Raw genomic sequence first — 23,934 nt, 5'->3', positions numbered from 1 at the left:
CGGGATTAATAACTTAAGCAAGTACGATAATTGGCAATATCACGGAAAAGTGGACTATCAACTTCAGAGGGGGGCAAAATTTCTCCAGTAATCCATGTGAGTAAATCACGATCATCAAAAGACATAATATACTCAAGCTCAGAGAGCGTTTTATCATTCATCCCAGTAATATGAGCATCGACATAATGTCCAAAAATGAGATCCATTTCACGAATACCGCGATGCCATGCACGAAAAATCAATCGACGACGACGAGCATCTAATTGATTTTTGTCAACGACAAAAACTGTCATAAAAAATCTCCTTTAATAAAGTAATATAAACTATTCAATTAGTCGTATAAAATTTTTACCTTGCTTTAAGGAAGTTCTATAATCTTTTGTTCTTTAAGTGTAATTCGACGATGCATTTGCTTAGCTAAAGCGTAATTATGTGTTGCAATAAGAGCAGAAAGACCAGACTGACGAACAAGGATAGATAAAGCTTGAAAGACATAAGCTGAAGTTACTGGATCAAGATTTCCTGTAGGTTCATCAGCCAAAAGAACCGAAGGGCCATTTGCTACTGCACGTGCAATAGCAACACGTTGTTGTTCTCCTCCCGATAACTCTGAGGGACGATGGTTCGCACGATGAGAAATACGCAGATACGTCAATAATTTGCGTGCACGATCTTCTGCTATGGATTTTTTTAATCCTGCTATCATTTGCGGTATCATGACATTTTCTAACGCCGTAAACTCTGGAAGTAAATGATGAAATTGATAAACAAAACCAATATCATTTCGTCTTATAGCTGTTCGCTCACTATCAGAGCGCTTTGCACAAGAAACACCTCGTAACATCACATCACCAGCGGTTGGTTTTTCTAATAATCCAGCAATATGAAGAAGTGTTGATTTTCCAGCACCAGATGGTGCAACAAGTGCAACAAGCTCTCCACGATTAAGAGTAAAATTCGCTTTATCTAAAACAATGAGCGGCTTATGACCCTCGAAAAAGCGTCTTTCAATCTCTACAAGCTCTAAAATAGCTGTCATTATTCATACCTCAAAGCTTGTACGGGATCTAGCTTAGCAGCACGCCATGCCGGAATGAGAGCAGCAAGAAATGACAAGAATAAAGCCATCATAGCAACCAAGATGGTCTGTTTCCACTCAATTTGTGCAGGCAATTTTGTTAAAAAATAAAGTTGAGGATTAAAAACGTCGACATTAAATAACCAAGATATAAAATCTTGGATATGATTAATATTCGCGGTCGCGATAACACCTAAAATTAAGCCCAATATCGTTCCAATAAAACCAATCATCATTCCTGTAATGATAAATATACGCAAAATCGCACTTTGTTGAGCACCCATCGTGCGTAAAATTGCAATATCATGACTTTTATCTTTTACAAGCATAATCAGTCCTGAAATAATATTTAAAGCAGCAACAAGAACGATCAGAGAAAGAATGAAAAACATAACATTTCGTTCAATCTGTAAAGCTGAAAAAAAAGCCTGATTACGTGTACGCCAATCAATTAAATAAACCTGTTGATCAACTGCTTTTTCTACAACGGGTTTTATTTGATCAACTGCATCAGGATCATTTAAAAATAACTCTAAAGACTGAACCTTATCGCCTAAATTAAAAAACATTTGTGCTTCATGAAGAGGCATAAAGACAAATATTGAATCATATTCAGACATACCAACTTCAAAAATAGCAACGACTTTATAAGCTTTCACTCGTGGCGTAACGCCAAAAGGAGTCTCATCACCATCTGGAGTAATGATACGAATATCTCTTCCAACTGTTAATCCTAATTTTTCTGCTAAGCCACTTCCAATTGCAACACCTTCTTCTTGATCAAACCGAGAAATCGATCCTAATTTAATGTTTTGAGAGACTGTTTTAAGCTTTTCTAGATCTTGTTTGCGCATACCACGAACTAACGCGCCAGAGCCACCTTGAACTTCACCTTGAACAAGTGCTTGACCTTCAATAACAGGCAAAGCAAACTTCACGCCATTTGTAGTTTCTAAAGAAGAAATAAGAGTCTTATAATCAGCAAAACCAGAATCAACTGTTTGAATAATAAGATGCCCATTCATACCAAGAATACGATTGAGAAGTTCTGTACGAAAGCCATTCATCACCGCCATAACAACAACCAGAGCAAATACGCCCAACATAATCCCAATAAGAGAAATAATTGAAATAACAGATGCAACGACATGTTTTTTATTGGGAATCATATAACGAAAAGCGATCATCCACTCATAAGATGAAAAGCATTTGTTTTTCAGCCTCTTCATAATATTTCCTATTAAATTATAGAAAGTTGGCTGAGCACATCTTCAACCTTTAGAGATTTTTTTATTCCTGTTTTTCGATCTTTAATTTCAACTTCATTTTGTGCAATGCTGTTAGGACCAACAATGATTTGCGTTGGCAAACCAATCAAATCCATTGTTGCAAATTTTGATCCAGGGCGTTCATTTCTATCATCTAATAACGGATCAAAACCAACCTTCTTTAATCCCTGATAGAGAAACTCACATGCCTGTGTGCATTTTTCATCATCGGGCTTCATATTGATAATCCCAAAATCAAACGGTGCCATCGACTTTGGCCAAATAATACCATTTTCATCATGAGAAGCCTCAATAGCGGCCGCAACAAGACGCGAAGGCCCAATACCATAAGATCCCATAGAGACCACATGCTCTTTTCCATCTTGTCCCATAACTTTTGCTCCCATTGGAGCAGAATATTTAGTACCAAAGTGGAAAATATGCCCTACTTCAATACCACGCGCTGAAAGACGATTATGATCAGAAACTTTAGCCCACTCCTCTTCATTATGCATTTCTTCCGTTGCTGCATAAAAAGATGTCCATTGCTTAACAATATCATCTAAAACAGCTTTATCACTAAAATCGATTGAACTATCAGGAATGGTAAGTTCAAGAAATTGTTTATCACAGAAGATAGCACTCTCTCCTGTTTCAGCCAAAATGATAAATTCATGACTGAGTTCCCCCCCTATTGGACCTGTATCTGCACGCATAGGAATTGCTTTTAAGCCAAGGCGAGAAAAAGTGCGTAAATAAGCAACAAACATACGATTATAAGATGTTTCAGAGCCTTCATAATCAAGATCAAAAGAATAAGCATCTTTCATTAAAAATTCTCGTGCTCGCATCACACCAAAACGTGGACGAATTTCATCACGAAATTTCCATTGAATATGGTATAAATTAAGCGGAAGATCTTTATAAGAACGAACATAAGAGCGAAAAATATCTGTTACCATCTCTTCATTGGTTGGACCATAAAGTAAATCACGCTTTTGACGATCTTTAATGCGGAGCATTTCCAAACCATAATCATCATAACGACCGCTTTCACGCCAAAGATCAGCAGACTGAATTGTAGGCATCAATATTTCTATTGCACCCGCACGTTCTTGCTCTTCACGAATAATTTTACAAACTTTATCAAGCACTTTTTTTCCCAAAGGAAGCCAAGAATAAATCCCTGATGTTTGTTGTCGAATCATTCCAGCGCGCAACATGAAGCGATGAGAAACAATTTCTGCTTCTTTAGGATTCTCTTTTAAAAGTGGAAGGAAATATTGAGAAAGACGCATTGAAATAATTAACTCCTAATCAGATCTATCATATCGGAACAATTTATCACACCCTCTATTCATCTATAGCCGCATCCTGAATACTTGCAAATATAACGATCTTATCATTTAAAAATTTATTGTGCTTTATTCTCTATTTTTCTTATTTAGCAATAAAATAAAAATGCTCTTCTCTTTTTAAATAACGTAATAGGAAAGTTCTTTTATTTTGACCGATGTAAAAAAACTGTACAGATAGGTTTTTTTTGCCAAATTTCATGAACAGCCGCTCTTACTGCACGTCGTGTTGCCTCTCGAATAAGTTCATTATTTTTCTGTTTCATGCGTGGGGTATTATAAACTGTATTTTCTACGATATCTAAAAGAATATCTTTTAAACTTTCCCCCTTTCCATTACTTTCAGGTAACCCGAATGTTGTTAGACCTATATCCCCTAATAATTCATGCTTACTATTTATATGGAGAGAAATAGTAACATGACCAGCATAACTTAGTTTACGGCGTTCACGAATCCCTAATTCATCTTCATCTCCAATTAAGCAACCATCCTTATAGATGCGGCCAACAGGAACTTGATCAATAACTTCTACAGGCTCTGGTGCAAGACGTAACATATAGCCATTTCTGATATCCATAACAGTTTTAATACCCGCTTGACGTGCTAAAGTTGCCTGAGCCTTAAGATGCATTGCTTCCCCATGTACAGGGACAAGTATTTGTGGCTTTATCCAATCATACATCTGTAAAAGTTCTGAACGACGGGGATGACCTGAAACATGAACAAGTGCATCTTCATTCGTAATAATTTTAATACCCAAATCAATGAAACGATTTTGTACCTCAATAATCGCTTTTTCGTTTCCTGGAATACTTCGTGATGAATAAATAACGGTATCACCAGCGGAAAGTGCAATATTTTTCATTCCATCACGTGACAGTTTAGCCAAAGCAGCACATGGCTCACCTTGGCTCCCTGTGACAATTAAAACAAGATCTTTTCGCGAGATGTAGCCATAATCATCTTCCGTTACAAATGGTGCTAAACCATTCATATAACCAAGCTCTTGTGCAACCATAATACTTCGCTTAAGGGAACGCCCAATGACAAGCACCTTACGTCCAGCAGCTTCAGCTGCAAGAGCAATAGAACGTATCCGACCAATATTAGAAGAAAAAGTTGCTATCGCAACGCGCCCTTCAGCTTTAGAAATAATCTCTGAAAGACTGGCTTGAACTTGCTGTTCTGAAGGAGAGATACCATCCCGACATGCATTTGTGGAATCACAAAGTAATGCTAAAACACCTTTTTTGCCTAAAGCACGAAATCTTTTTTCATCGGTTACAGCCCCGAGTGAAGGGGTATGATCAATTTTCCAATCACCAGTATGAATCACAGTCCCCAAAGAGGTTGTAATTGCTAAAGATACAGATTCTGGTATTGAATGGTTAACGGCTATAGCCTCTACAGCAAAGGAACCTACCTGAAAACAATCACCAGCTTGAAAAATATTGAGTAAAATTTTTTGAGATTCAAAATCTAATTGTTTTTTAGTTTCCAATAATCCTGCCGTAAAAGGCGTACAGTAAATCGGCACTTGTAACTTTGGACATAAATCAAGAACGGCCCCATAATGATCTTCATGTGCATGTGTTAAAACAAGACCCCGTATATTGTGTTTTTCACTTTCTAGAAAACGAATATCAGGCAAAACAAGATCGACACCTGGTAATTCAGAACCAGCAAAACTAATCCCCATATCAACCAGCAGCCATTCACGAAGATATTGGGGACCAAATCCGTAAGCAGCTAAATTCATCCCTATTTCACCTACACCTCCCAGAGGTAAAAAAACAAATTCACATCTATTGGCTGCAACCATAAACATCTCCCAAATCATTAAGGTATCTGATGATAAAATAATTTTTCAATAACGGCCTGCATTAACAGAATCAGCCAAACCAAAATGAACATCCCCAGCTGTTATAATGGCTGTCTGACCGTCTTTTCGCTTTATGATGCAGTTAAAATCACTATCAAGACCATCAAAAATACCCTCAATGACTTTTTCATCATTCACCACTTTGACATGTTTCCCAAGATGAGCGGAATATAAAAGCCATTTTTTTCGGATTATTTCACATCCTTTTGGTTGTTTCCAAAGAAGGTAATTTTTAGAAAAACACTCCGTCAAAACCGTAAATAATTGTTCTGCATCAATACGCAACCCGATATTCTTTAAGCTTGAAGTGGAATAGGGCGCATCTTCATAATTATATTTCACATTTATTCCAATCCCAATAACCAAGGCATATTGTTGTGATGACAATTTTAAAATCTCAAGCAAAACTCCAGAGCTTTTTTCTCCTCTGAGCAAAATATCGTTTGGCCATTTTAAGCTCACAATATTGTTTGTCTGCTTTTCCTCTTTTATCAATTGTTTTATTGCCTCTGCCACACTTACTCCAGCAACAAAACCAAGTTGAGCCGCAGTTTGATGAACAATATCATCAATTAATAAAAGACTAGAATAAAGGTTCCCTTTTGGACTAGACCAAGTCCTCCCTCTTCTTGCTCTTCCCTGTGATTGTTCTTGTGCAACAATCCAAAGATTACCTTGATGACCAGTTTGCGCTTTTCGTTGCGCAATGAGATTTGTTGAATCAACACTATCGTACGCTTCAACAGTGTATCCCTGTTTTTGTGCAAAATCTGATAAAGTATAAACCATATTCGTTAAAACAATGCTGTTGCTGCTTTTTCTGCTAGCTCAGCGAACCAAACTCCAAAAAGCGCGTAAAATAAAATAAAGAATACAGAAAGACCAAGACAAAATTGAAGCTCTTTCGATAAAGCAACAAAATGCGCTTTTGCATCATCAAACCACATAATTTTAATGATTCGCAAATAGTAAAAAGCCCCAACTACAGACGCTATCATCCCAACGACAGCAAGTAGCGTAAGTCCAGCGTGGACAGCAGCAGAAAATGTATACCACTTTCCAAAAAAACCAGCCATAGGAGGTATGCTTGCTAAAGAAAAAAGCTGTATTGTCATCACAACAGCCATAAACGGATTCGTCTTTGCTAACCCTGAAAGATCATAAATATTTTCAACATTTCCATTCTGAGAGCGCATTCCAAGAATAAAGGCAAATGAACCAAGCGTCATTCCAAGATAAATAGTCATATAAAGGATAACGCTTTTTATCCCAAGCATATCTCCAGCAGATAAACCAACAAGTGCATAACCCATATGACTGATCGACGAATAAGCCATTAAGCGCTTAATATTATTCTGACCGATTGCAGCAAAAGCACCCAGTATCATTGATGCAATCGCCATGAACACCAAAATTTGTTGCCATGCAGGCATCACGTTATCAACACGCCCTAGGGGAATAAAGGTCACCACAATAATACGGATGATTAAAGCCATTGCAGCAACTTTAGGGGCACCAGCAAAAAATGCTGTAATCGGTGTGGGCGCTCCTTCATAAACATCAGGTGTCCACATATGAAACGGAACAGCAGAAATTTTGAAAGCCAAACCAGCTAAAATAAAGACAATTCCAAAAATGACCCCCAATTGTACATTTTTGCCTTTTAAAGCAAGAGCAATTTCGTGAAAACCAATTTGACCGGTAAAACCATAAAGCAAAGAAATACCATAAAGAAGCAAACCTGAAGATAATGCTCCTAAAACAAAGTATTTTATACCGGCTTCAGAAGATTTTACATTATTACGATTAATCGCTGCTAAAACATATAAAGCTAAAGATTGCAGCTCTAACCCCATATAAAGCGACAGCATATTACCCGCTGAAATCATAAACATCATTCCAAGGGTTGCTAAAAGAACAAGTACTGGAAACTCAAATATATTAAACTTTTGTGCATTGGCAAAACCAACAGACATGATAAGAGAAAAGAGTGCACCAATAAGCATTAAAATTTTCATATAACGACTAAAGGAATCGATAACGAGCGCATTGGTTTGAAATGAACCATTTTTCGGAAAAATTATAAGAATAATAATGGTTGCCACAAGAATTGCTATGGCTAAACCTGTCACTGTTAAAGAAGCACGTGTATTGGAATAAACACCAATCATAAGCAGCACGACAGCTCCTAATGCAATTAAAAGCTCTGGAAGAATTAAGACTAATTGCGCTATTATTTCAGTTTGCATGTGCATTCTTCCCTTATCTAGTGCAGTTTATTGATGAGGGTTTCTACGGAAAACGCCGTTGCCTTAAGAATAGGCGTTGGATAGATACCAAAGAATATTGTAAGAATAACCAATGGATAAAGGAGGAATTTTTCTCTTAAAGAAAGATCTATTAATACTTTTAAATTCTCTTTATCCAAGGAACCAAAAACCACACGCCGATAAAGATAAAGGGCATAGGCTGCCGATAAGATAACACCTGTTGTTGCTAAAACAACAACCAATTTATTTACTTGAAAAACACCTATTAAGGTTAAAAATTCACCCAAAAATCCTGAGCTTCCAGGCAAACCAACATTTGCCATGGTGAAAATTAAGAAAACAACAGCATATTTAGGCATATTATTCACTAAACCACCAAACGCTGAAATTTCACGTGTATGCAAGCGATCATAGATAACCCCAACACAAAGAAACAATGCTGCTGAAACAATTCCATGGGATAGCATCTGATAAATAGCCCCTTGTATCCCCTGTTCATTCGCAGCAAAAATACCCATCGTTACATATCCCATATGCGCTATTGAGGAATATGCAATAAGTTTTTTGATGTCACTTTGAACAAGTGCAACCAGTGATGTATAAATAATAGCGATAAGCGATAATGTGAAAACAAAAGGCGCAAAATCTGCTGAAGCGATAGGAAACATAGGCAAAGAAAAACGAAGAAAACCATACCCACCTAATTTAAGTAAGACACCAGCTAAAATAACAGAACCCGCTGTCGGTGCTTCTACGTGAGCATCAGGGAGCCATGTATGAACTGGCCACATTGGCATTTTAACTGCGAAAGAAGCAAAAAATGCAAGCCATAGCCATATTTGCATATGAGCAGGAAACTGATAATTGAGTAAAGTTGGTATATCAAGTGTCCCAGCCTCCCAATACATAACCATAAGAGCAACCAGCATAAGCACTGAACCAAGTAAAGTATATAAGAAAAACTTTATACTTGCATAAACACGACGTGCTCCTCCCCATACACCTATAATGATAAACATTGGAATGAGGCTGCCTTCAAAAAAAACATAGAATAGCATTGCATCAAGAGCACAAAAAACACCAATAATCGCAACTTCTAGAAGAAGAAACGCAATCATATAGGCTTTTAATCTCTCTTTAACATTCTCCCAACTTGCTAAAATACAGAAAGGTAAAAGAAAAGCCGAGAGAACAACAAAAAGAATAGAAATACCATCGACCCCCATATGATAGCTAATACCCCCCCCTAACCAACTGGATTTTTCAACCATTTGAAAATTTTGGTTGCTAGAATCAAATCCTATCCAAATAATTAAAGAAATAATAAAAACAAATAGAGTCGTAAAAAATGCGACATTACGTATATTATGGCGTGCTACTTCACTATCATCTTTGATAAACAAAATCAGAAGAACACCAACAAGCGGCAAAAATGTAACCGTAGAAAGAATAGGCCAATCGGTCATTAGTTTACGCCCCCGATCATCATCCATGTAATGAGCAATGCAACGCCGATAAGCATTGCAAATGCATAGTGGTAAAGATAGCCTGTTTGCATTCGAACAACTCTATTTGTAATATCAACAACACGCGCTGCAATACCATTGGGACCTAGACCATCAATAATCTTACCGTCTCCCACTTTCCAAAGAAAAGAACCAATTCTAAAGGTAGGACGAACAAATAAAAAGTTATATAATTGATCGAAATACCACTTTTGGTAAAGAAAGTGATACACTCCTGGCATAATACGCGCCATTTTCTTGGGAAGAGAGGGAGCCACAATATAAAATAAATAAGCCAACATAAACCCAAGAATCATTGCTATAAAAGGCGACCATTTTACCCAATTAAAAACATGGTGAGCATCATGAAGAATATGATTATGGCTGCTTGTAAATAATGCTCCCTTCCAAAAAGCATTATACAAGTCACCAAAAAAGTAAGGTTGGAAAACGACACCAGAAAATATTGCTCCAATAGATAAAAGAAAGAGTGGAATCAACATAACTGGAGGCGATTCATGAACATGATGCATCACATCAACTGTTGCCCGTGGTTTACCATGGAATGTCATAAAGATAAGTCGCCATGAATAGAAACTTGTTAAAAAGGCAGCAAAAACAAGAAGATAAAAAGCATATCCTGAAGCAATATTATGAGATGCAAAAGCAGACTCTATAATCGCATCTTTTGAGAAAAAACCTGCAGTCCCGAAAAGTGTTCCTGGAATTCCAACACCGGTCAAGGCAATGGTCCCGACCATCATCATCCAATAGGTGACCTTTATATGTTTGCGTAACCCACCCATTTTTCGCATATCTTGTTCATCAGACACAGAATGAATCACAGAACCTGCACCAAGAAACAATAAGGCTTTAAAAAAAGCATGCGTAAAAAGATGAAAGACAGCAGCGCCATAAGCTCCAACACCTAATGCCACAAACATATAACCAAGTTGAGAGCATGTAGAATAAGCAATAACACGCTTAATATCATTCTGCACCAACCCCACAGTTGCTGCAAAAAACGCTGTTGTTGCACCAACAATAATAATCACGGTCAAAGCAGTTGAAGAAAGTTCAAAAATTGGCGACATACGCGCAATCATAAAAACACCAGCCGTTACCATTGTAGCGGCATGAATAAGCGCTGATACAGGGGTTGGCCCTTCCATTGCATCAGGCAGCCAAGTATGTAAAAGAAATTGTGCGGATTTTCCCATCGCACCAATAAATAATAAAAGACATGTAATGGTAATTGCCGTCTGCCCATCAAATTGCCAATCTAAAAATGTCATATTTTGTATAAAGCTCTTGTCGGCAGCTTTTGCAAAAATAGAGGCAAAATCAACCGATTGGAACAAAACAAAAATACTAAAGATTCCTAAGAGAAAACCAAAGTCTCCAACACGGTTAACTACAAAAGCTTTCATTGCGGCCTTATTAGCAGAATCGCGCTGAAACCAAAAACCAATGAGTAAATAAGAAGCAAGTCCGACACCTTCCCATCCAAAAAACATCTGAATCAAATTATTGGATGTGACCAACATAAGCATCATAAATGTAAACAAAGAAAGATAAGAAAAAAAACGAGACCTTGAAGGGTCATGGTGCATATAACCAATTGAATAAATATGCACTAATGCCGAAACACTATTCACAACAATAAGCATGACAGCTGTTAATGCATCAACATGTAAAGCCCAATTAAAGCTTAAGTCACCAACAGTCATCCAATGTAATACCAATACATCAATCGCTGGAATATGACCAAGTGCAGTACTGAAAAATGCTATCCACGATAATATGGCAACAACAACCATAAAGCTACATGTTATCAATTCACTCGCACGATCTCCTATCGTTTTTCCACCTAGTGCAGCAATTAAAAAACCCAAAAGCGGAAGAAAGACAATCGTATAATACATCACTGGTTAGCCTTTCATTACATTAACATCTTCAACCGCAATGGAACCACGATTACGGAAAAAAACGACCAGAATTGCTAAACCAATGGCAGCTTCAGCAGCTGCTACGGTTAAGACAAATAAAGCGAATACCTGACCAACGAGATCATGAAGAAATGCTGAAAATGCAACAAAATTGAGATTAACTGAAAGCAATATAAGCTCAATGGACATCAAGATAATAATCACATTTTTTCTGTTGAGAAAAATTCCAGCAATACCAATTGTAAACATCAAAGCAGAAACAGTGAGATAATGTGTAATATCAATATACATCTGCATAGCCCCCTTACATACCTTTGCCTGATTCAACTTGTTTGATTTCAATGGCACTTTCTACCGTTCTAGAAACTTGCTCCGCAATAGATTGCCGCTTTACTCCTAATTTATGACGAAGTGTTAAAACAATAGCTCCAATCATTGCAACCAATAAAATCATTCCAGCAATTTGAAAATAGAAAACATAATCCGTATAGAGAATATCACCTAATGCTTGTGTATTTGTTCGCTGCGCTAAATCTGGCATTGGTTGCGTAACATGCGTTCTCAAGACTGGAGAAAAATAGCTACTCATAAAAACAACAATCAATTCTACAGCGATAATAACACCAATAAGAGCTCCAATAGGAGCATACCGAAGAGTTCCACTCTTTAACTCAGCAAAATCAACGTCAAGCATCATAACGACAAATAAAAATAAAACAGCGACAGCTCCAACATACACAACAAGCAGAATAAGCCCTAAAAACTCTGCTCCTGCAAGTAAAAACAAAGCTGCTGCATTAAAAAATGCGAGGATTAAAAACAAAACAGAATGCACTGGATTGCGTGCTGTAATAACAATAACTGCACTTGTTAGCATAATAAAAGCAAACAAATAGAAAAATGCCGCCGCTAGATCTGTTAGCATAGGCTTCTCCTTAATTATTCAAACAATTGGTATAAACTTCATACCAGATTACAATTTATCGGAAAAATATCCGACACCTCATTTAACGATACACTTAACGATAAGGCGCATCCATCAATATATTTCGAGCAATTTCTCGCTCCCAGCGATCTCCATTCAATAAAAGTTTTTCTTTATCATAATAAAGTTCTTCACGTGTTTCCGTCGCAAACTCAAAATTTGGACCTTCGACAATAGCCTCAACCGGACAGGCTTCTTGACAAAAACCACAGTAGATACATTTAACCATGTCTATATCATAACGGACAGTTCTACGTGTACCATCATTGCGCCGTGGACCAGCTTCAATTGTAATCGCTTGAGCAGGACAAATCGCTTCACATAATTTACAAGCAATACACCGTTCTTCACCATTTGGATAGCGACGCAATGCATGCTCACCACGAAAACGCTGAGATACAAAACCTTTTTCATAAGGATAATTAATCGTGGGTTTTGGTGAAAAAAATTGACGCATAGCTAAGAAAAAAGCACTCACAAATTCCAATAGAAGAAGTGACTTTGCCGCCTGAATAAAACCTGACATCGTAAAATCTCCTCTTAAACGAAATCCGTAAACTTTAAAAAAGCAGCAGTTATCACAACCATTGTTAGTGAGAGAGGAAGAAAAACCTTCCAACCAAGCCGCATGAGCTGATCATAGCGATAACGTGGAACAAATGCTTTGACCATAGCAAACCAAAAAAATACAAAACAAACTTTTAAAACAAACCAAATGATACCAGGAACCCAATTAAGCCACCAAACATCTAAGGGAGGCAGCCAACCGCCTAAAAATAGAATGGTTGTTAATGCGCACATTAAAACAATCGCAACATATTCACCTAGAAAGAAGAGCATGTAAGGCGTTGAAGAATATTCTACCATATGACCAGCAACAAGTTCAGATTCTGCTTCCACCAAATCGAATGGAGGACGGTTTGTCTCTGCAAGCGCAGAAATAAAAAATATAATAAACATTGGAAAAAGGACCAACCAATTCCAATCGAGAAAACTGTTAAAAGGAAGACCAAGAGTTGTACCAAGCCCGTGCGTTTGTTTAAAAACAATTGTTGTGAGATCTAACGAACCACTTATTAAAATGACAGTCACAAGCACAAAACCAATGGAAACTTCATAAGAAACCATTTGTGCCGCCGAACGAAGAGCTCCTAAGAAAGGATATTTTGAATTTGATGCCCATCCCCCCATAATAACACCATAAACTTCAAGAGATGAAATGGCTAAAATATAAAGCAAGCCAACATTAATCTTTGCAACCTCCCAGCCCTCATTGACAGGAATAACAGCCCAAGTTGATAAAGCAAGTGTCGCTGAAACAAAAGGAGCCAAAAGAAAAACCCCCTTATTTGCACCTGCTGGGATAATAGGTTCTTTCACAACAAATTTAATTAAATCTGCAAAAGACTGTAACAAACCCCATGGTCCAACAACGTTTGGTCCACGACGCAATTGTACCGCTGCCCAAATTTTTCTATCTGCGTAAAGAAGATAAGCAACTAAGATCAAAAGAACGACTAAAAGAAGCAGTGTTTTTCCAACGATAATAAGTAATGGCAACAGCCAAGTCATAAAGAAATCATACATCATTATTCCTTTTCCTTTGCCTTTACTCTACAGTTTGCGTAACATGGTTTTTTGCAAGAGATGAACATTCAGCCATAACGGCAGAAGCACGTGCTATCGGATTTGTCAAATAAAAGTCTTTAATCATAGAAGTAAATGTTTGACTCTCTAGAGAAACCATTTTTGAACCAAGCACCTTAAGATTACTTATATCAGAAGGCACTATATCATCAACGGCACAAAGATGTGGATAATCATTAAACAAACATTGTCTTAATTGAGAAAGAGAATCAAAAGGAAGCCTTTGTCCTAAAATATCCGATAAAGCACGCAAAATAGCCCAATCTTCTTTTGCTTCACCTGGAGCAAAACCAGCCCGATTTGTCATTTGAACACGTCCTTCTGTATTCACATAAAGCCCTGATTTTTCAGTGTAAGCAGATGCAGGCAAAATAACGTCAGCAGCATGTGCACCATTATCACCATGGCTCCCAATATAAACTGTAAAAGCTTTTGTATTGGCTAATTCTACTTCATCAGCACCAAGCAAAAATAGAACTTCACAGGTTTTAAGTATATTTGCAACCCCAAGCTTAGAAGTAAAGCCTATGTCCAACCCTCCAACAATCGATGCTGCATTATGAAGAACCCCAAACCCATTCCATGTCTCACTAAGAGCACCTATATTATCAGCTAATTTAGCAAGACTTTTTAAAACAGATAAACCTTCACTTCCTGAAACCGCTCCCTCTCCGATAAGAATAAGGGGCCTCTTCGCTTCTTTTAAGACATTAAAAAAAACATCCTCTCCACGAATAAGTGTCGTTAATGTATCACTCCCAGATCCAAGGTAAGAATAAGGATAACGTAAATCGACTTTCTCTCCAATTAATGCAATAGGAAAATTGCCCATCCGTTGGCGCTTTAAAATACGCGCATTTAAAACAGCTGCTTCATGACGTGGATTAGATCCCACAATAAGCAGTGCATCAGCCTGTTCAATACCTACAATTGTAGGATTAAAAATATAACTCGAGCGCCCAAACTCTGGCGATAAAGCCCCTCCTCTTTGACGACAATCAAAAAGCGTTGAGCCCAAAGAACTCAATAATGCTTTAAGGGCATACATTTCTTCAACAGAAGCAAGATCCCCCGCAATGGCTCCAATTTTTTCTGGAAAAATTTTAGAGATTACCATTTTAATTTTTGCAAAAGCTTCTGTCCAACTGACAGGTTGAAGCTTTCCATCTTTGCGTACATATGGCTTATCAAGCCGCTGAGTCCGTAATCCATCCCAAATAAAACGCGTTTTATCAGAGATCCATTCCTCATTTACATCTTCATTCGTACGCGGCATAATCCGCATAACTTCACGGCCGCGGCTATCAATACGGATAGCACTACCAAGCGCATCCATCACATCAATCGATTCCGTTTTTACCAATTCCCACGGACGGGCATGAAACGCATAAGGTTTTGAAGTTAAAGCTCCCACTGGACAAAGATCAATAACATTTCCCTGTAATTCAGATGTCATAGCTTTTTCAAGATACGTCGTAATTTCAGCATCTTCACCACGACCGATCAAACCAAGTTCAGAAATACCTGCAACTTCCGTTGTAAAACGAACACACCGTGTACAATGAATACACCGTGTCATAACAGTTTTGACGAGAGGTCCAATATATTTATCTTCTACAGCACGTTTATTTTCTGTATAACGAGAACAATCTCGTCCATAAAGCATTGCTTGATCTTGAAGATCACACTCTCCCCCTTGATCACACACTGGACAATCCAAAGGATGATTAATGAGAAGAAATTCCATAACACCTTCACGTGCTTTTTTTACCATCGGTGTATTGGTAAAAATCTCAGGTGCCTCACCGTTAGGCCCCAATCGTAAATCACGAACCCCCATAGCACAAGAAGCCTGAGGTTTTGATGGACCACCCTTAACCTCAACTAAACACATACGACAATTTCCAGCAATTGACAAAGATTCATGAAAACAAAAACGTGGAATTTCTACCCCAGCCGCCTCAGCAGCCTGAAGCAAAGTGTAATAATCAGGAACTTCAATCTCTTTGCCATCAACTTTGATATTTATCATCACCCATCCAACCTGCGGATAACCCACTTAAAATTTGCATTCGGTTGCTCTTAAAACAAAATCCTTTATTAAACCGCTTCTAAAGCAATATTTTTGCTTTGGACTACATTTCGCGTGTATTCATCAATTCTACGCTCGATTTCCGGACGAAAATTACGTATCAACCCCTGTACAGGCCATGCGGCAGCATCACCAAGCGCACAAATAGTGTGTCCTTCAACCTGTTTAGACACTTCAAACAAAAGATCAATCTCGCGTTTTTGCGCTCTTCCCTCAACCATACGCCCTAAAAGACGCATCATCCAACCCGTCCCCTCACGACACGGTGTACACTGACCACAACTCTCGTGCTTAAAAAAAACAGCTATACGCCAAATTGCTTTGATAATATCGGTTGATTTATCCATAACAATCATTCCCCCTGTGCCAAAAGAAGACCCGACATCTCGCATCCCATCAAAATCCATAATCGCATCGATCATATCCTCACCACGGACGACTGGACAAGAAGCCCCCCCTGGAATAACTGCTAAAAGATTATTCCATCCACCACGAATACCACCCGTATGTTTTTCAATTAATTCACGGAATGAAACACCAAGAGCGTCTTCAAATGTACAAGGAGCGTTAACATGCCCTGAAACCATAAATAATTTCGTGCCAACATTATTTGCTCGTCCGATTGATGAAAACCACGAAGCACCCCGCCGCAAAATCGTTGGAACAACGGCAATAGACTCTACATTATTTACTGTTGTTGGACAGCCATAAATCCCCATATTGGCAGGAAATGGTGGTTTAAGCCGAGGTTGTCCCTTTTTTCCCTCAAGACTTTCAAGAAGGGCCGTTTCTTCACCACAAATATAAGCACCGGCTCCATGATGAATGATAATATCGCAAGCATGCCCATATTTTGTTTTTTTGCCAAGCAAACCTGCATCATAACATTCATCAACGGCAGCTTGTAGCGCTTCACGCTCACGAATATATTCACCACGAATATAAATAAAAGCAACATTGGCTCCCATAGCAAAAGTAGCGATTGCACATCCTTCAATCAAAGTATGGGGATCATGCCGTAAAATATCACGGTCTTTACATGTTCCAGGCTCTGATTCATCAGCATTGACAACCAAATAATGAGGACGCCCATCACTCTGCTTTGGCATAAAGGACCATTTCATTCCGGTAGAAAAACCAGCACCACCACGACCGCGTAAACCCGACGCCTTCACCTCATCAATAATCCAATCACGACCTTTGTCAATAATCCCTTTCAGACCATTCCAATGTCCACGCGACATCGCAGCCTTTAATGATTTGTCTTTTAAACCATAAATATTGGTGAAGATACGATCTTTATCAGCTAGCATACCCCACCTTTTTTTTCTATTACCCGTAGCATTTTTAGCTTTTCCTCAAATGCAATTTTTAAATATCTTTTCAAGATTTCTTACTTTTCGTTAAATGTTGCCATCATGGGTAGAATAATAAAATATTTTCTCAAGAAAAATACTTAATTATGTTCCCCATTCTTTCCTTATCCTTTTTTGCTGAAGACTCGAGAGATCTTTTTTTCTTTCTCATCATCAAGAAGAGATGTTAAACCACTAATTGGCTCCGACGATTTACGACTATTTTGCGGACCAACAGCTATCTCAGGACCCTTTCCTGCCTCAAATGCATCGATAATCTCTTCAAGGCGTTCAGCTGTAAGATCTTCGTAAGTATCTTTAAAAATCATAACCATGGGAGCATTAACACAAGCACCAAGACACTCCACCTCTTCCCATGACAATGTTCCATCCTGATTGGTCGTAAAAGGTTCATGATGAATTTTTTTCTGACAAACTTTAATCAATTCATCAGAACCACGTAACATACAAGGCGTTGTCCCACAAACTTGAATATGCGCTTTTGTTCCAACAGGCTTAAGCTGAAACTGAGTATAAAAAGTAGCAACTTCTAAGACACGGATATATGCCATAGAAAGAATTTGAGCGATATGTTCAATTGCAGCACGTGTCACCCAACCATCTTGCTCTTGTGCACGCATTAATAATGGAATGACAGCTGATTGCTCACGCCCGACAGGATACTTTTCTATAGTATTTTTTACCCATATTTGATTTTCTTTTGTAAAAGAAAACTCTGCGGGCTGATAGATATCATCTGCAAGACGGCGTACGGACATTAGCGATCAACCTCCCCAAAAACAATATCAATCGAACCCAAAATAGCTGTAGCATCCGCCAACATATGGCCTCGGGTTAAAAAATCCATAGCTTGGAGATGAGCAAACCCAGGAGCACGCAACTTGACACGATAAGGCTTATTGGTTCCATCAGAAACAAGATAAACACCAAACTCACCCTTCGGAGCTTCCACAGCAACATATACTTCTCCAGGAGGTGTATGAAAACCTTCCGTATAGAGTTTAAAGTGATGAATCAGTGCTTCCATCGAGCTTTTCATTTCACTCCGCGTCGGTGGTACAATTTTGCGATCCAAGCTCGAAACCGGTCCATTTTTTTCAGTACTCAGTAAACGCTCCACACATTGGCGCATAATTTTCGCTGATTGACGCATTTCTTCCATACGAATAAGATAGCGATCATAACAATCGCTATTTTTACCTATAGGAATATCGAATTCCATTTCATCGTAACATTCATAAGGCTGACTTTTACGCAAATCCCATGGAACACCAGCGCCACGAATCATAACCCCAGAAAAACCGCGTGCCCAAGCTTCATCAATACTTACAACGCCAATATCCACATTACGCTGCTTAAAAATCCGATTTGGGGTCACAAGCGCATCAAGTTTTCCGAGAGAAATAAGAAATGGATCAATAAAATCACCAATATCCTCAACTAAAGATTCTGGTAAATCTTGATGCACGCCACCAGGACGAAAATAATTTGCATGAAGACGAGCACCACAGGCACGCTCATAAAAAATCATCAATCTTTCACGTTGCTCAAATCCCCAAAGCGGTGGTGTTAAAGCACCAACATCCATTGCCTGTGTCGTTACATTAAGCAAATGATTAAGAATACGCCCAATTTCAGAAAACAAAACACGTATTAATTGCCCTCTTTTAGGAACTTTTATATCTAATAACTTTTCAATAGCAAGAACAAAAGCATGTTCCTGATTCATAGGAGCGACATAATCCAAACGATCTAGATAAGGACCAGCTTGAAGATAAGTCTTTGTTTCCATTAATTTTTCAGTACCGCGATGCAACAACCCAATATGTGGATCTACACGCTCAACAACTTCACCGTCCAGCTCCAGAACCATGCGCAAAACCCCATGCGCGGCAGGATGCTGCGGACCAAAATTGATATTAAAGTTTCGAACATTGACCTCAGCCACAATCAACCCCTTGCTTTTTAAAAAACTTCATATCAAATATCAAAAAATCTATCACGCTAAAAAATATTTAATTATTTAAGAAATACAGTACTCTAATATAATGCCTTATCAAAACCAATATTATTTTTTTTCATCTGCTTTCCCATCACATGGCAAAGTATACTGTCCTCCTTCCCAAGGAGAAAGAAAATCAAAATTACGCATCTCTTGGCGCAAAACAACAGGCTCATAAATCACCCTCTTTGCTTCATTATCATAACGGCATTCAACAAATCCTGTCACAGGAAAGTCTTTGCGTAAAGGATATCCTTCAAACCCATAATCTGTTAAAATCCGTCTCAAATCTGGGTGTCCTGAAAATAAAACCCCATACATATCATACGTTTCACGTTCATACCACTCTGCGCCAGGATAAACCGTACAAGCTGAAGCAACAGGAGTATTTTCATCCGTACGAACTTTTACACGTAAGCGTAAATTCTCACGAGGAGATAACAATTGGTAAGAAACATCAAAGCGCTTATCGCGAAAAGGATAATCCACACCACTAATGTCTGTAAGATTAATAAATTGACAGCGAGGATCATCACGAACAAACATTAAGACATCGATAATTGCATCAAGACGTGCCACAATGGTCAATTCACCAAAAGCAAGAACAGTCTCTTCAAGCTTATTTTTTAATTTGTTTTCCAAATAAGCAGCAAGCTCAACCAATGTTTCATCCACCATGACAAGAAAACTCTCTATCGCTCTATGGATCCGGTACGACGGATTTTTTTCTGTAGCAACAATATGCCGTATAATAATGCCTCTGCTGTAGGTGGACACCCTGGGACATATATATCGACAGGCACGATACGATCACATCCCCGCACTACTGAATAGGAATAATGATAATATCCCCCACCGTTTGCACATGATCCCATAGAAATGACATAACGTGGCTCTGGCATCTGATCGTACACTTTTCTTAAAGCAGGAGCCATCTTATTTGTTAGAGTACCTGCCACCACCATCACATCTGACTGGCGGGGTGAAGCTCGTGGTGCATATCCAAAACGCTCATTATCATAATGAGGCATTGAGCATTGCATCATTTCGATAGCACAACAAGCCAAACCAAAACTCATCCACATTAAAGAACCGGTACGTGCCCAAGTAATCAAAGCATCTGCCGAGGTAACTAAAAACCCCTTATCTGATAATTCAGCATTGATATCACGAAAAAATTTATCGTCAGATCCTATCAGCCCACCAGTATTTGGATCAATGATTCCTTTTGGTTTTGGAGCCTCAATCGTTGAATTATTAGATCTTAATTCCATTCAAGGGCTCCTTTTTTCCATTCATATATAAATCCAATAGTCAAAATCGCTAAAAACACAATCATCGACCAAAAGCCAAACATACCTATTGATTCGAATGAAACAGCCCAAGGAAAAAGAAATGCAACTTCAAGATCAAAAATAATAAATAAAATTGACACCAAATAGAAACGAATATCAAACTTCATGCGTGCATCACTAAATGAATTAAACCCACATTCATAAGCCGATAATTTTTCAGGATCAGGGGAACGATATGCTACAATGTAAGGTGTAATCAACAAAACTCCAGCAATAACCGCTGACACAATAATGAAAATCAAGACTGGCAAATAAGAGCTCAATAAATAAGCCATAACCCTCTTCCATCGTAACGAAATGCCTGAGTTTAACACAATGATTCAATATTGCGAGACCAAACAGACAAATTTAACAATCGCTCTATTAACTCTATTCATACTGCTTCAAAGGCATACAGAGCGATACTTTTCTTATCGGCATAGGTAACGCAGAGCAAAGAAAGACGCAAGCCCTATTCTTATAAACCATATAAAAAGAAAGAAAAAACATATTTATTCCCAATCAAACACTCCACCACATCACTCATAGCATATGGATATTTTAAAAAGGAAATTTCATAAGGAATCACAAAATGGCGCGAGTGACGGGGCTCGAACCCGCGACCTCCGGCGTGACAGGCCAGCACTCTAACCAACTGAGCTACACCCGCGCATTTTTTCGAACCAATTTAATTTGGTACAAGCGGTCGTGTAAGGGGTTCATGCGTTTATGTCAAGAAGGATTATGCATTTTTAAAAAAAATTATCAAATACCATCTTTATTCTTGCGTTTAGAAAAATTTTTCCTTAAAGAGTCTCCATTCAATTGCTGATCATTGCATTGGGCGATTAGCTCAGCTGGTAGAGCGCCTCGTTTACACCGAGGATGTCGGGAGTTCGAGTCTCTCATCGCCCACCATATAGCTTTATATTCCTATTAAGTTTTTGATTCTTCATATATTTTTAAAAGATAAGGGATGCCTAAATAAAGTTAGGGGAATATGGTTTTTACTCTTTCCTTTACAAAGCGCATTCTTTTTGCCAGCTTTCTCTAACAATTTTTTAATAGTTCTAAATCTTCTTGTGAAATAATGTTTATCAGTCTAGCAAACATACCAACAGCTTCACATCTAAATGTATCAGAAGGCTTTATAGTGAAACTTTTACAATAAGAATCCGATTCTCTTTTCAAAATTTCTGCTACCTCTTGATCTAAACCATAAAGCTCTATGATCTTTTCCTCCAGTCCTACAGGAACAGATTTTTTGCTAATCTCGACAGAAGATAAAAATCCTACAGATATATCTAATTTCTTAGCCATATCTAAGAAGTGTTCGGAGTGATCAATGCGAAGTTTCCGTAAAATTTTACCAAAGGGTGTAAGTATTTAAATAAAACGCGTAAGGGTATAAGCTTTACGGCATAAACTGAGAAAATTATCCACCAATAATATGTTTCACGCAATCAGCAATGTGATTTACCTTCTTTGCATTAGCAGCAACTCCATTAAATTTTTTTATAATCCAATCAGCTCCTGTTCCAAGGTGTGTAATCCATGTTTTTTGAACAATAGGCTCAACAGCCCTCACAGTTTCTTCAGTAAATGTAGTTAATTCCAGAAATCTTTCACAAACAATTCGAGGCGCTTCAAAATCATTTGCTTCATTACGTACGGTAAACAAATTATCCAAATTATCGTCGTTAATAAGATAAGGGGAATGCGTCGAATAAATTACTTTATTGCCTTTTATGCTCGATAACGTTTGTAAGGAGCTTAATATTTTTCTCTGTGGATGAATACGTAAATTATTTGCTGGCTCATCCAATAAAAAAACTATTCCATTTTTGCTTCTATGCCTGCGAACTTCTGTAAGAACTTTAAAACAAAAAAACCAACGAAACCCTTTACTTCTCTCATGTAAATAAAAAAAGAGGTTATTTGCTTTAATTTGTAAACAATAATCTACAAAACCACTGACAGTATCGTGATCACTATTAGATTTTTCTATTATACAATAATCAAAAAGGCTCTTCCCTTCAGTAATATCCACCCAACCTTCCTTCACTACTGACTTCAAATAACCATTGATCAATCCTATACGCTGCTTAACAGCATCGTTGTCATCACAATCGACAATATCTTCCTGAAAACTAATACCAAGATTTTTTTCTTATTTTGTACTCGATTGGATGAGCCATAAACATACCGACATACTTGGCTCGCATCTCCAAGACAAGTATGGGCACTTATGGGATTCATGATCACTCTCCACCATTCTTTCCACCAGTTACTGCCAGCAGGTATTGTCTCATAAGTATAGCCATTACCGCCAATAATTCTGCTTACAAAGTCATATCTATTCCCATCAAAGCCAATAATAATTTGTTTGCCGTCACTCACATACCCTAACAGACCGGATGCAACTAAAACATTAAAGGCTGGTCCATAGAGATTGATAGTCGTGTTTTCGTTGGCTATACCGTGAACACCTTCTTGTATGACAGATACAAGATATTGATTTATAATGATAATCTAGCTCTGTTCATATTGAATTAGACCCTCGAATAACGTAGGATTCTCTCATTTCAAATCTGTTTATCTTGAATCAATCAAAACCACTTGCTTGCACGTCACAAGCGGGGTTGATGTGTGGGTAAAAATTGTACAAGAAAGGAGTAAAAATGGTTCTTATGAATCGTCTTAATGCAAGGGCTGTAGCAACATTGGGAGCTGGTAAATATAATGATGGTGCCGGCTTGCTTCTTCACAAACGTAAAGATGGTGGTGCTCAATGGCTTTATCGTTATACCATTCATGGTCGGCGCCGTGAAATGGGCTTGGGTGCCTTGCGAGATGTTTCTTTAAAACAAGCTCGTGAATTGGCAACTAGGTGGCGGGCTGTTTTACGTGAGGGGCGTGACCCTATTAAAGAACGCAACAAACAAAAGCGTGAGGCAATGCGCAATCTCCATTATTTAAAAGATATTGCTCTAGATGCTTTTGAAAGCCGTAAAGCTGAATTAAAAAATGATGGTGAGTCTTGTAATTGGTTTTTACATTTACGCCTCCATATTCTCCCTAAATTAGGCTGTCTGCCCGTTTCAGAGATTACGCAAACAGAGATACGCGATACCCTTGCCCCTATTTGGCATACAAAAGCTGGAACTGCTCGAACAGCACTAATGCGTCT

At 38.2% G+C, this 23,934-nt stretch carries 21 protein-coding genes, 2 tRNA genes and 2 pseudogenes; 2 read left to right on the top strand and 23 right to left on the bottom strand.

Annotation, left to right across the window (positions count from 1 at the left end; all coding sequences use genetic code 11):
* Nucleotides 1-5 precede the first annotated feature (5 nt).
* The 21 genes and pseudogenes from ACFIM6_RS04845 to ACFIM6_RS04745 form a co-directional block, all read right to left on the bottom strand.
* A complete protein-coding gene (locus ACFIM6_RS04845; protein ID WP_375611887.1) occupies nucleotides 6-293 on the bottom strand; it encodes a succinate dehydrogenase assembly factor 2 in 288 nt (95 codons plus the stop codon).
* A gap of 65 nt (nucleotides 294-358) precedes the next feature.
* A complete protein-coding gene (locus tag ACFIM6_RS04840; protein ID WP_375611886.1) occupies nucleotides 359-1,039 on the bottom strand; it encodes an ABC transporter ATP-binding protein in 681 nt (226 codons plus the stop codon).
* A complete protein-coding gene (locus tag ACFIM6_RS04835; RefSeq protein ID WP_375611885.1) occupies nucleotides 1,039-2,307 on the bottom strand; it encodes a lipoprotein-releasing ABC transporter permease subunit in 1,269 nt (422 codons plus the stop codon). The genes ACFIM6_RS04840 and ACFIM6_RS04835 overlap by 1 nt, the downstream gene beginning before the upstream one ends.
* An 11-nt stretch (nucleotides 2,308-2,318) precedes the next feature.
* Nucleotides 2,319-3,644, bottom strand: a complete 1,326-nt coding sequence (gene proS, locus ACFIM6_RS04830) for a proline--tRNA ligase (protein ID WP_375611884.1) — start codon at nucleotides 3,642-3,644, stop codon at nucleotides 2,319-2,321.
* Between the two features lie 203 nt (nucleotides 3,645-3,847).
* Nucleotides 3,848-5,524 carry a ribonuclease J gene (locus ACFIM6_RS04825; RefSeq protein WP_375611883.1) on the bottom strand — a complete coding sequence of 559 codons (1,677 nt, stop codon included), beginning with the start codon at nucleotides 5,522-5,524 and terminating at the stop codon, nucleotides 3,848-3,850.
* Nucleotides 5,525-5,569: 45 nt separating this feature from the next.
* Nucleotides 5,570-6,373, bottom strand: a complete 804-nt coding sequence (locus tag ACFIM6_RS04820; protein ID WP_375611882.1) for a biotin--[acetyl-CoA-carboxylase] ligase — start codon at nucleotides 6,371-6,373, stop codon at nucleotides 5,570-5,572.
* Between the two features lie 5 nt (nucleotides 6,374-6,378).
* A complete protein-coding gene (gene nuoN, locus ACFIM6_RS04815; protein WP_375611881.1) occupies nucleotides 6,379-7,833 on the bottom strand; it encodes an NADH-quinone oxidoreductase subunit NuoN in 1,455 nt (484 codons plus the stop codon).
* Nucleotides 7,834-7,850: 17 nt separating this feature from the next.
* Nucleotides 7,851-9,320 carry an NADH-quinone oxidoreductase subunit M gene (locus ACFIM6_RS04810; RefSeq protein WP_375611952.1) on the bottom strand — a complete coding sequence of 490 codons (1,470 nt, stop codon included), beginning with the start codon at nucleotides 9,318-9,320 and terminating at the stop codon, nucleotides 7,851-7,853.
* Nucleotides 9,320-11,284, bottom strand: a complete 1,965-nt coding sequence (gene nuoL, locus ACFIM6_RS04805; protein ID WP_375611951.1) for an NADH-quinone oxidoreductase subunit L — start codon at nucleotides 11,282-11,284, stop codon at nucleotides 9,320-9,322. The genes ACFIM6_RS04810 and nuoL overlap by 1 nt, the downstream gene beginning before the upstream one ends.
* Before the next feature lie 6 nt (nucleotides 11,285-11,290).
* Nucleotides 11,291-11,599 carry an NADH-quinone oxidoreductase subunit NuoK gene (gene nuoK / locus ACFIM6_RS04800; protein ID WP_273791275.1) on the bottom strand — a complete coding sequence of 103 codons (309 nt, stop codon included), beginning with the start codon at nucleotides 11,597-11,599 and terminating at the stop codon, nucleotides 11,291-11,293.
* A 13-nt stretch (nucleotides 11,600-11,612) separates the two neighbouring features.
* A complete protein-coding gene (locus tag ACFIM6_RS04795; protein WP_375611880.1) occupies nucleotides 11,613-12,233 on the bottom strand; it encodes an NADH-quinone oxidoreductase subunit J in 621 nt (206 codons plus the stop codon).
* Nucleotides 12,234-12,327: 94 nt separating this feature from the next.
* Complete coding sequence (gene nuoI / locus ACFIM6_RS04790; RefSeq protein WP_273723184.1) at nucleotides 12,328-12,819, bottom strand: NADH-quinone oxidoreductase subunit NuoI; 492 nt, start codon at nucleotides 12,817-12,819, stop codon at nucleotides 12,328-12,330.
* Between the two features lie 14 nt (nucleotides 12,820-12,833).
* Entirely contained in the window at nucleotides 12,834-13,880 is a 1,047-nt protein-coding gene (nuoH, locus tag ACFIM6_RS04785) for an NADH-quinone oxidoreductase subunit NuoH (RefSeq protein ID WP_375611950.1), read from the bottom strand.
* A 22-nt stretch (nucleotides 13,881-13,902) separates the two neighbouring features.
* Nucleotides 13,903-15,972: an NADH-quinone oxidoreductase subunit NuoG gene (nuoG, locus tag ACFIM6_RS04780; protein WP_375611879.1), complete on the bottom strand. Its 2,070-nt coding sequence runs from the start codon at nucleotides 15,970-15,972 to the stop codon at nucleotides 13,903-13,905.
* A gap of 68 nt (nucleotides 15,973-16,040) precedes the next feature.
* Nucleotides 16,041-17,345 (bottom strand): NADH-quinone oxidoreductase subunit NuoF, encoded by a 1,305-nt coding sequence (nuoF, locus tag ACFIM6_RS04775; RefSeq protein WP_375611878.1) that lies wholly within the window; start codon nucleotides 17,343-17,345, stop codon nucleotides 16,041-16,043.
* Between the two features lie 130 nt (nucleotides 17,346-17,475).
* A pseudogene (nuoE, locus tag ACFIM6_RS04770) lies at nucleotides 17,476-18,166 on the bottom strand (NADH-quinone oxidoreductase subunit NuoE).
* Complete coding sequence (locus tag ACFIM6_RS04765; RefSeq protein WP_375611877.1) at nucleotides 18,166-19,356, bottom strand: NADH-quinone oxidoreductase subunit D; 1,191 nt, start codon at nucleotides 19,354-19,356, stop codon at nucleotides 18,166-18,168. Before ACFIM6_RS04765 ends, nuoE begins: the two are co-directional and overlap by 1 nt.
* A gap of 120 nt (nucleotides 19,357-19,476) precedes the next feature.
* Nucleotides 19,477-20,088, bottom strand: coding sequence for an NADH-quinone oxidoreductase subunit C (locus ACFIM6_RS04760; RefSeq protein WP_375611876.1), 612 nt, complete (start codon nucleotides 20,086-20,088; stop codon nucleotides 19,477-19,479).
* Nucleotides 20,089-20,102: 14 nt separating this feature from the next.
* A complete protein-coding gene (locus ACFIM6_RS04755) occupies nucleotides 20,103-20,684 on the bottom strand; it encodes a NuoB/complex I 20 kDa subunit family protein (protein WP_375606831.1) in 582 nt (193 codons plus the stop codon).
* Nucleotides 20,675-21,040, bottom strand: coding sequence for an NADH-quinone oxidoreductase subunit A (locus ACFIM6_RS04750; RefSeq protein ID WP_005773599.1), 366 nt, complete (start codon nucleotides 21,038-21,040; stop codon nucleotides 20,675-20,677). The genes ACFIM6_RS04755 and ACFIM6_RS04750 overlap by 10 nt, the downstream gene beginning before the upstream one ends.
* 297 nt (nucleotides 21,041-21,337) lie before the next feature.
* A tRNA-Asp gene (locus ACFIM6_RS04745) sits at nucleotides 21,338-21,414 on the bottom strand.
* A gap of 172 nt (nucleotides 21,415-21,586) precedes the next feature.
* Here ACFIM6_RS04745 and ACFIM6_RS04740 point away from each other — a divergent pair.
* A tRNA-Val gene (locus tag ACFIM6_RS04740) sits at nucleotides 21,587-21,662 on the top strand.
* A 34-nt stretch (nucleotides 21,663-21,696) separates the two neighbouring features.
* Here ACFIM6_RS04740 and ACFIM6_RS04735 read toward each other — a convergent pair.
* Both ACFIM6_RS04735 and ACFIM6_RS04730 read right to left on the bottom strand, forming a co-directional pair.
* Nucleotides 21,697-22,130 (bottom strand): annotated as a pseudogene (locus ACFIM6_RS04735) (XRE family transcriptional regulator).
* Nucleotides 22,131-22,179: 49 nt separating this feature from the next.
* The gene (locus ACFIM6_RS04730; protein WP_375611875.1) at nucleotides 22,180-22,794 is read right to left on the bottom strand and encodes a hypothetical protein; all 615 of its coding nucleotides are present in this window, start codon (nucleotides 22,792-22,794) and stop codon (nucleotides 22,180-22,182) included.
* Between the two features lie 631 nt (nucleotides 22,795-23,425).
* Here ACFIM6_RS04730 and ACFIM6_RS04725 point away from each other — a divergent pair.
* Nucleotides 23,426-23,934: integrase arm-type DNA-binding domain-containing protein (locus tag ACFIM6_RS04725; RefSeq protein WP_375611874.1), on the top strand; the 509-nt coding region annotated here is incomplete at its 3' end.

Origin of the sequence: Bartonella sp. AA9NXGY (assembly GCF_042196845.1) — a bacterium.
Taxonomy (GTDB): domain Bacteria; phylum Pseudomonadota; class Alphaproteobacteria; order Rhizobiales; family Rhizobiaceae; genus Bartonella.
The sequence above is the reverse complement of the archived record's forward strand: the minus strand, read 5'-3'. Positions and strand labels throughout refer to the sequence as shown.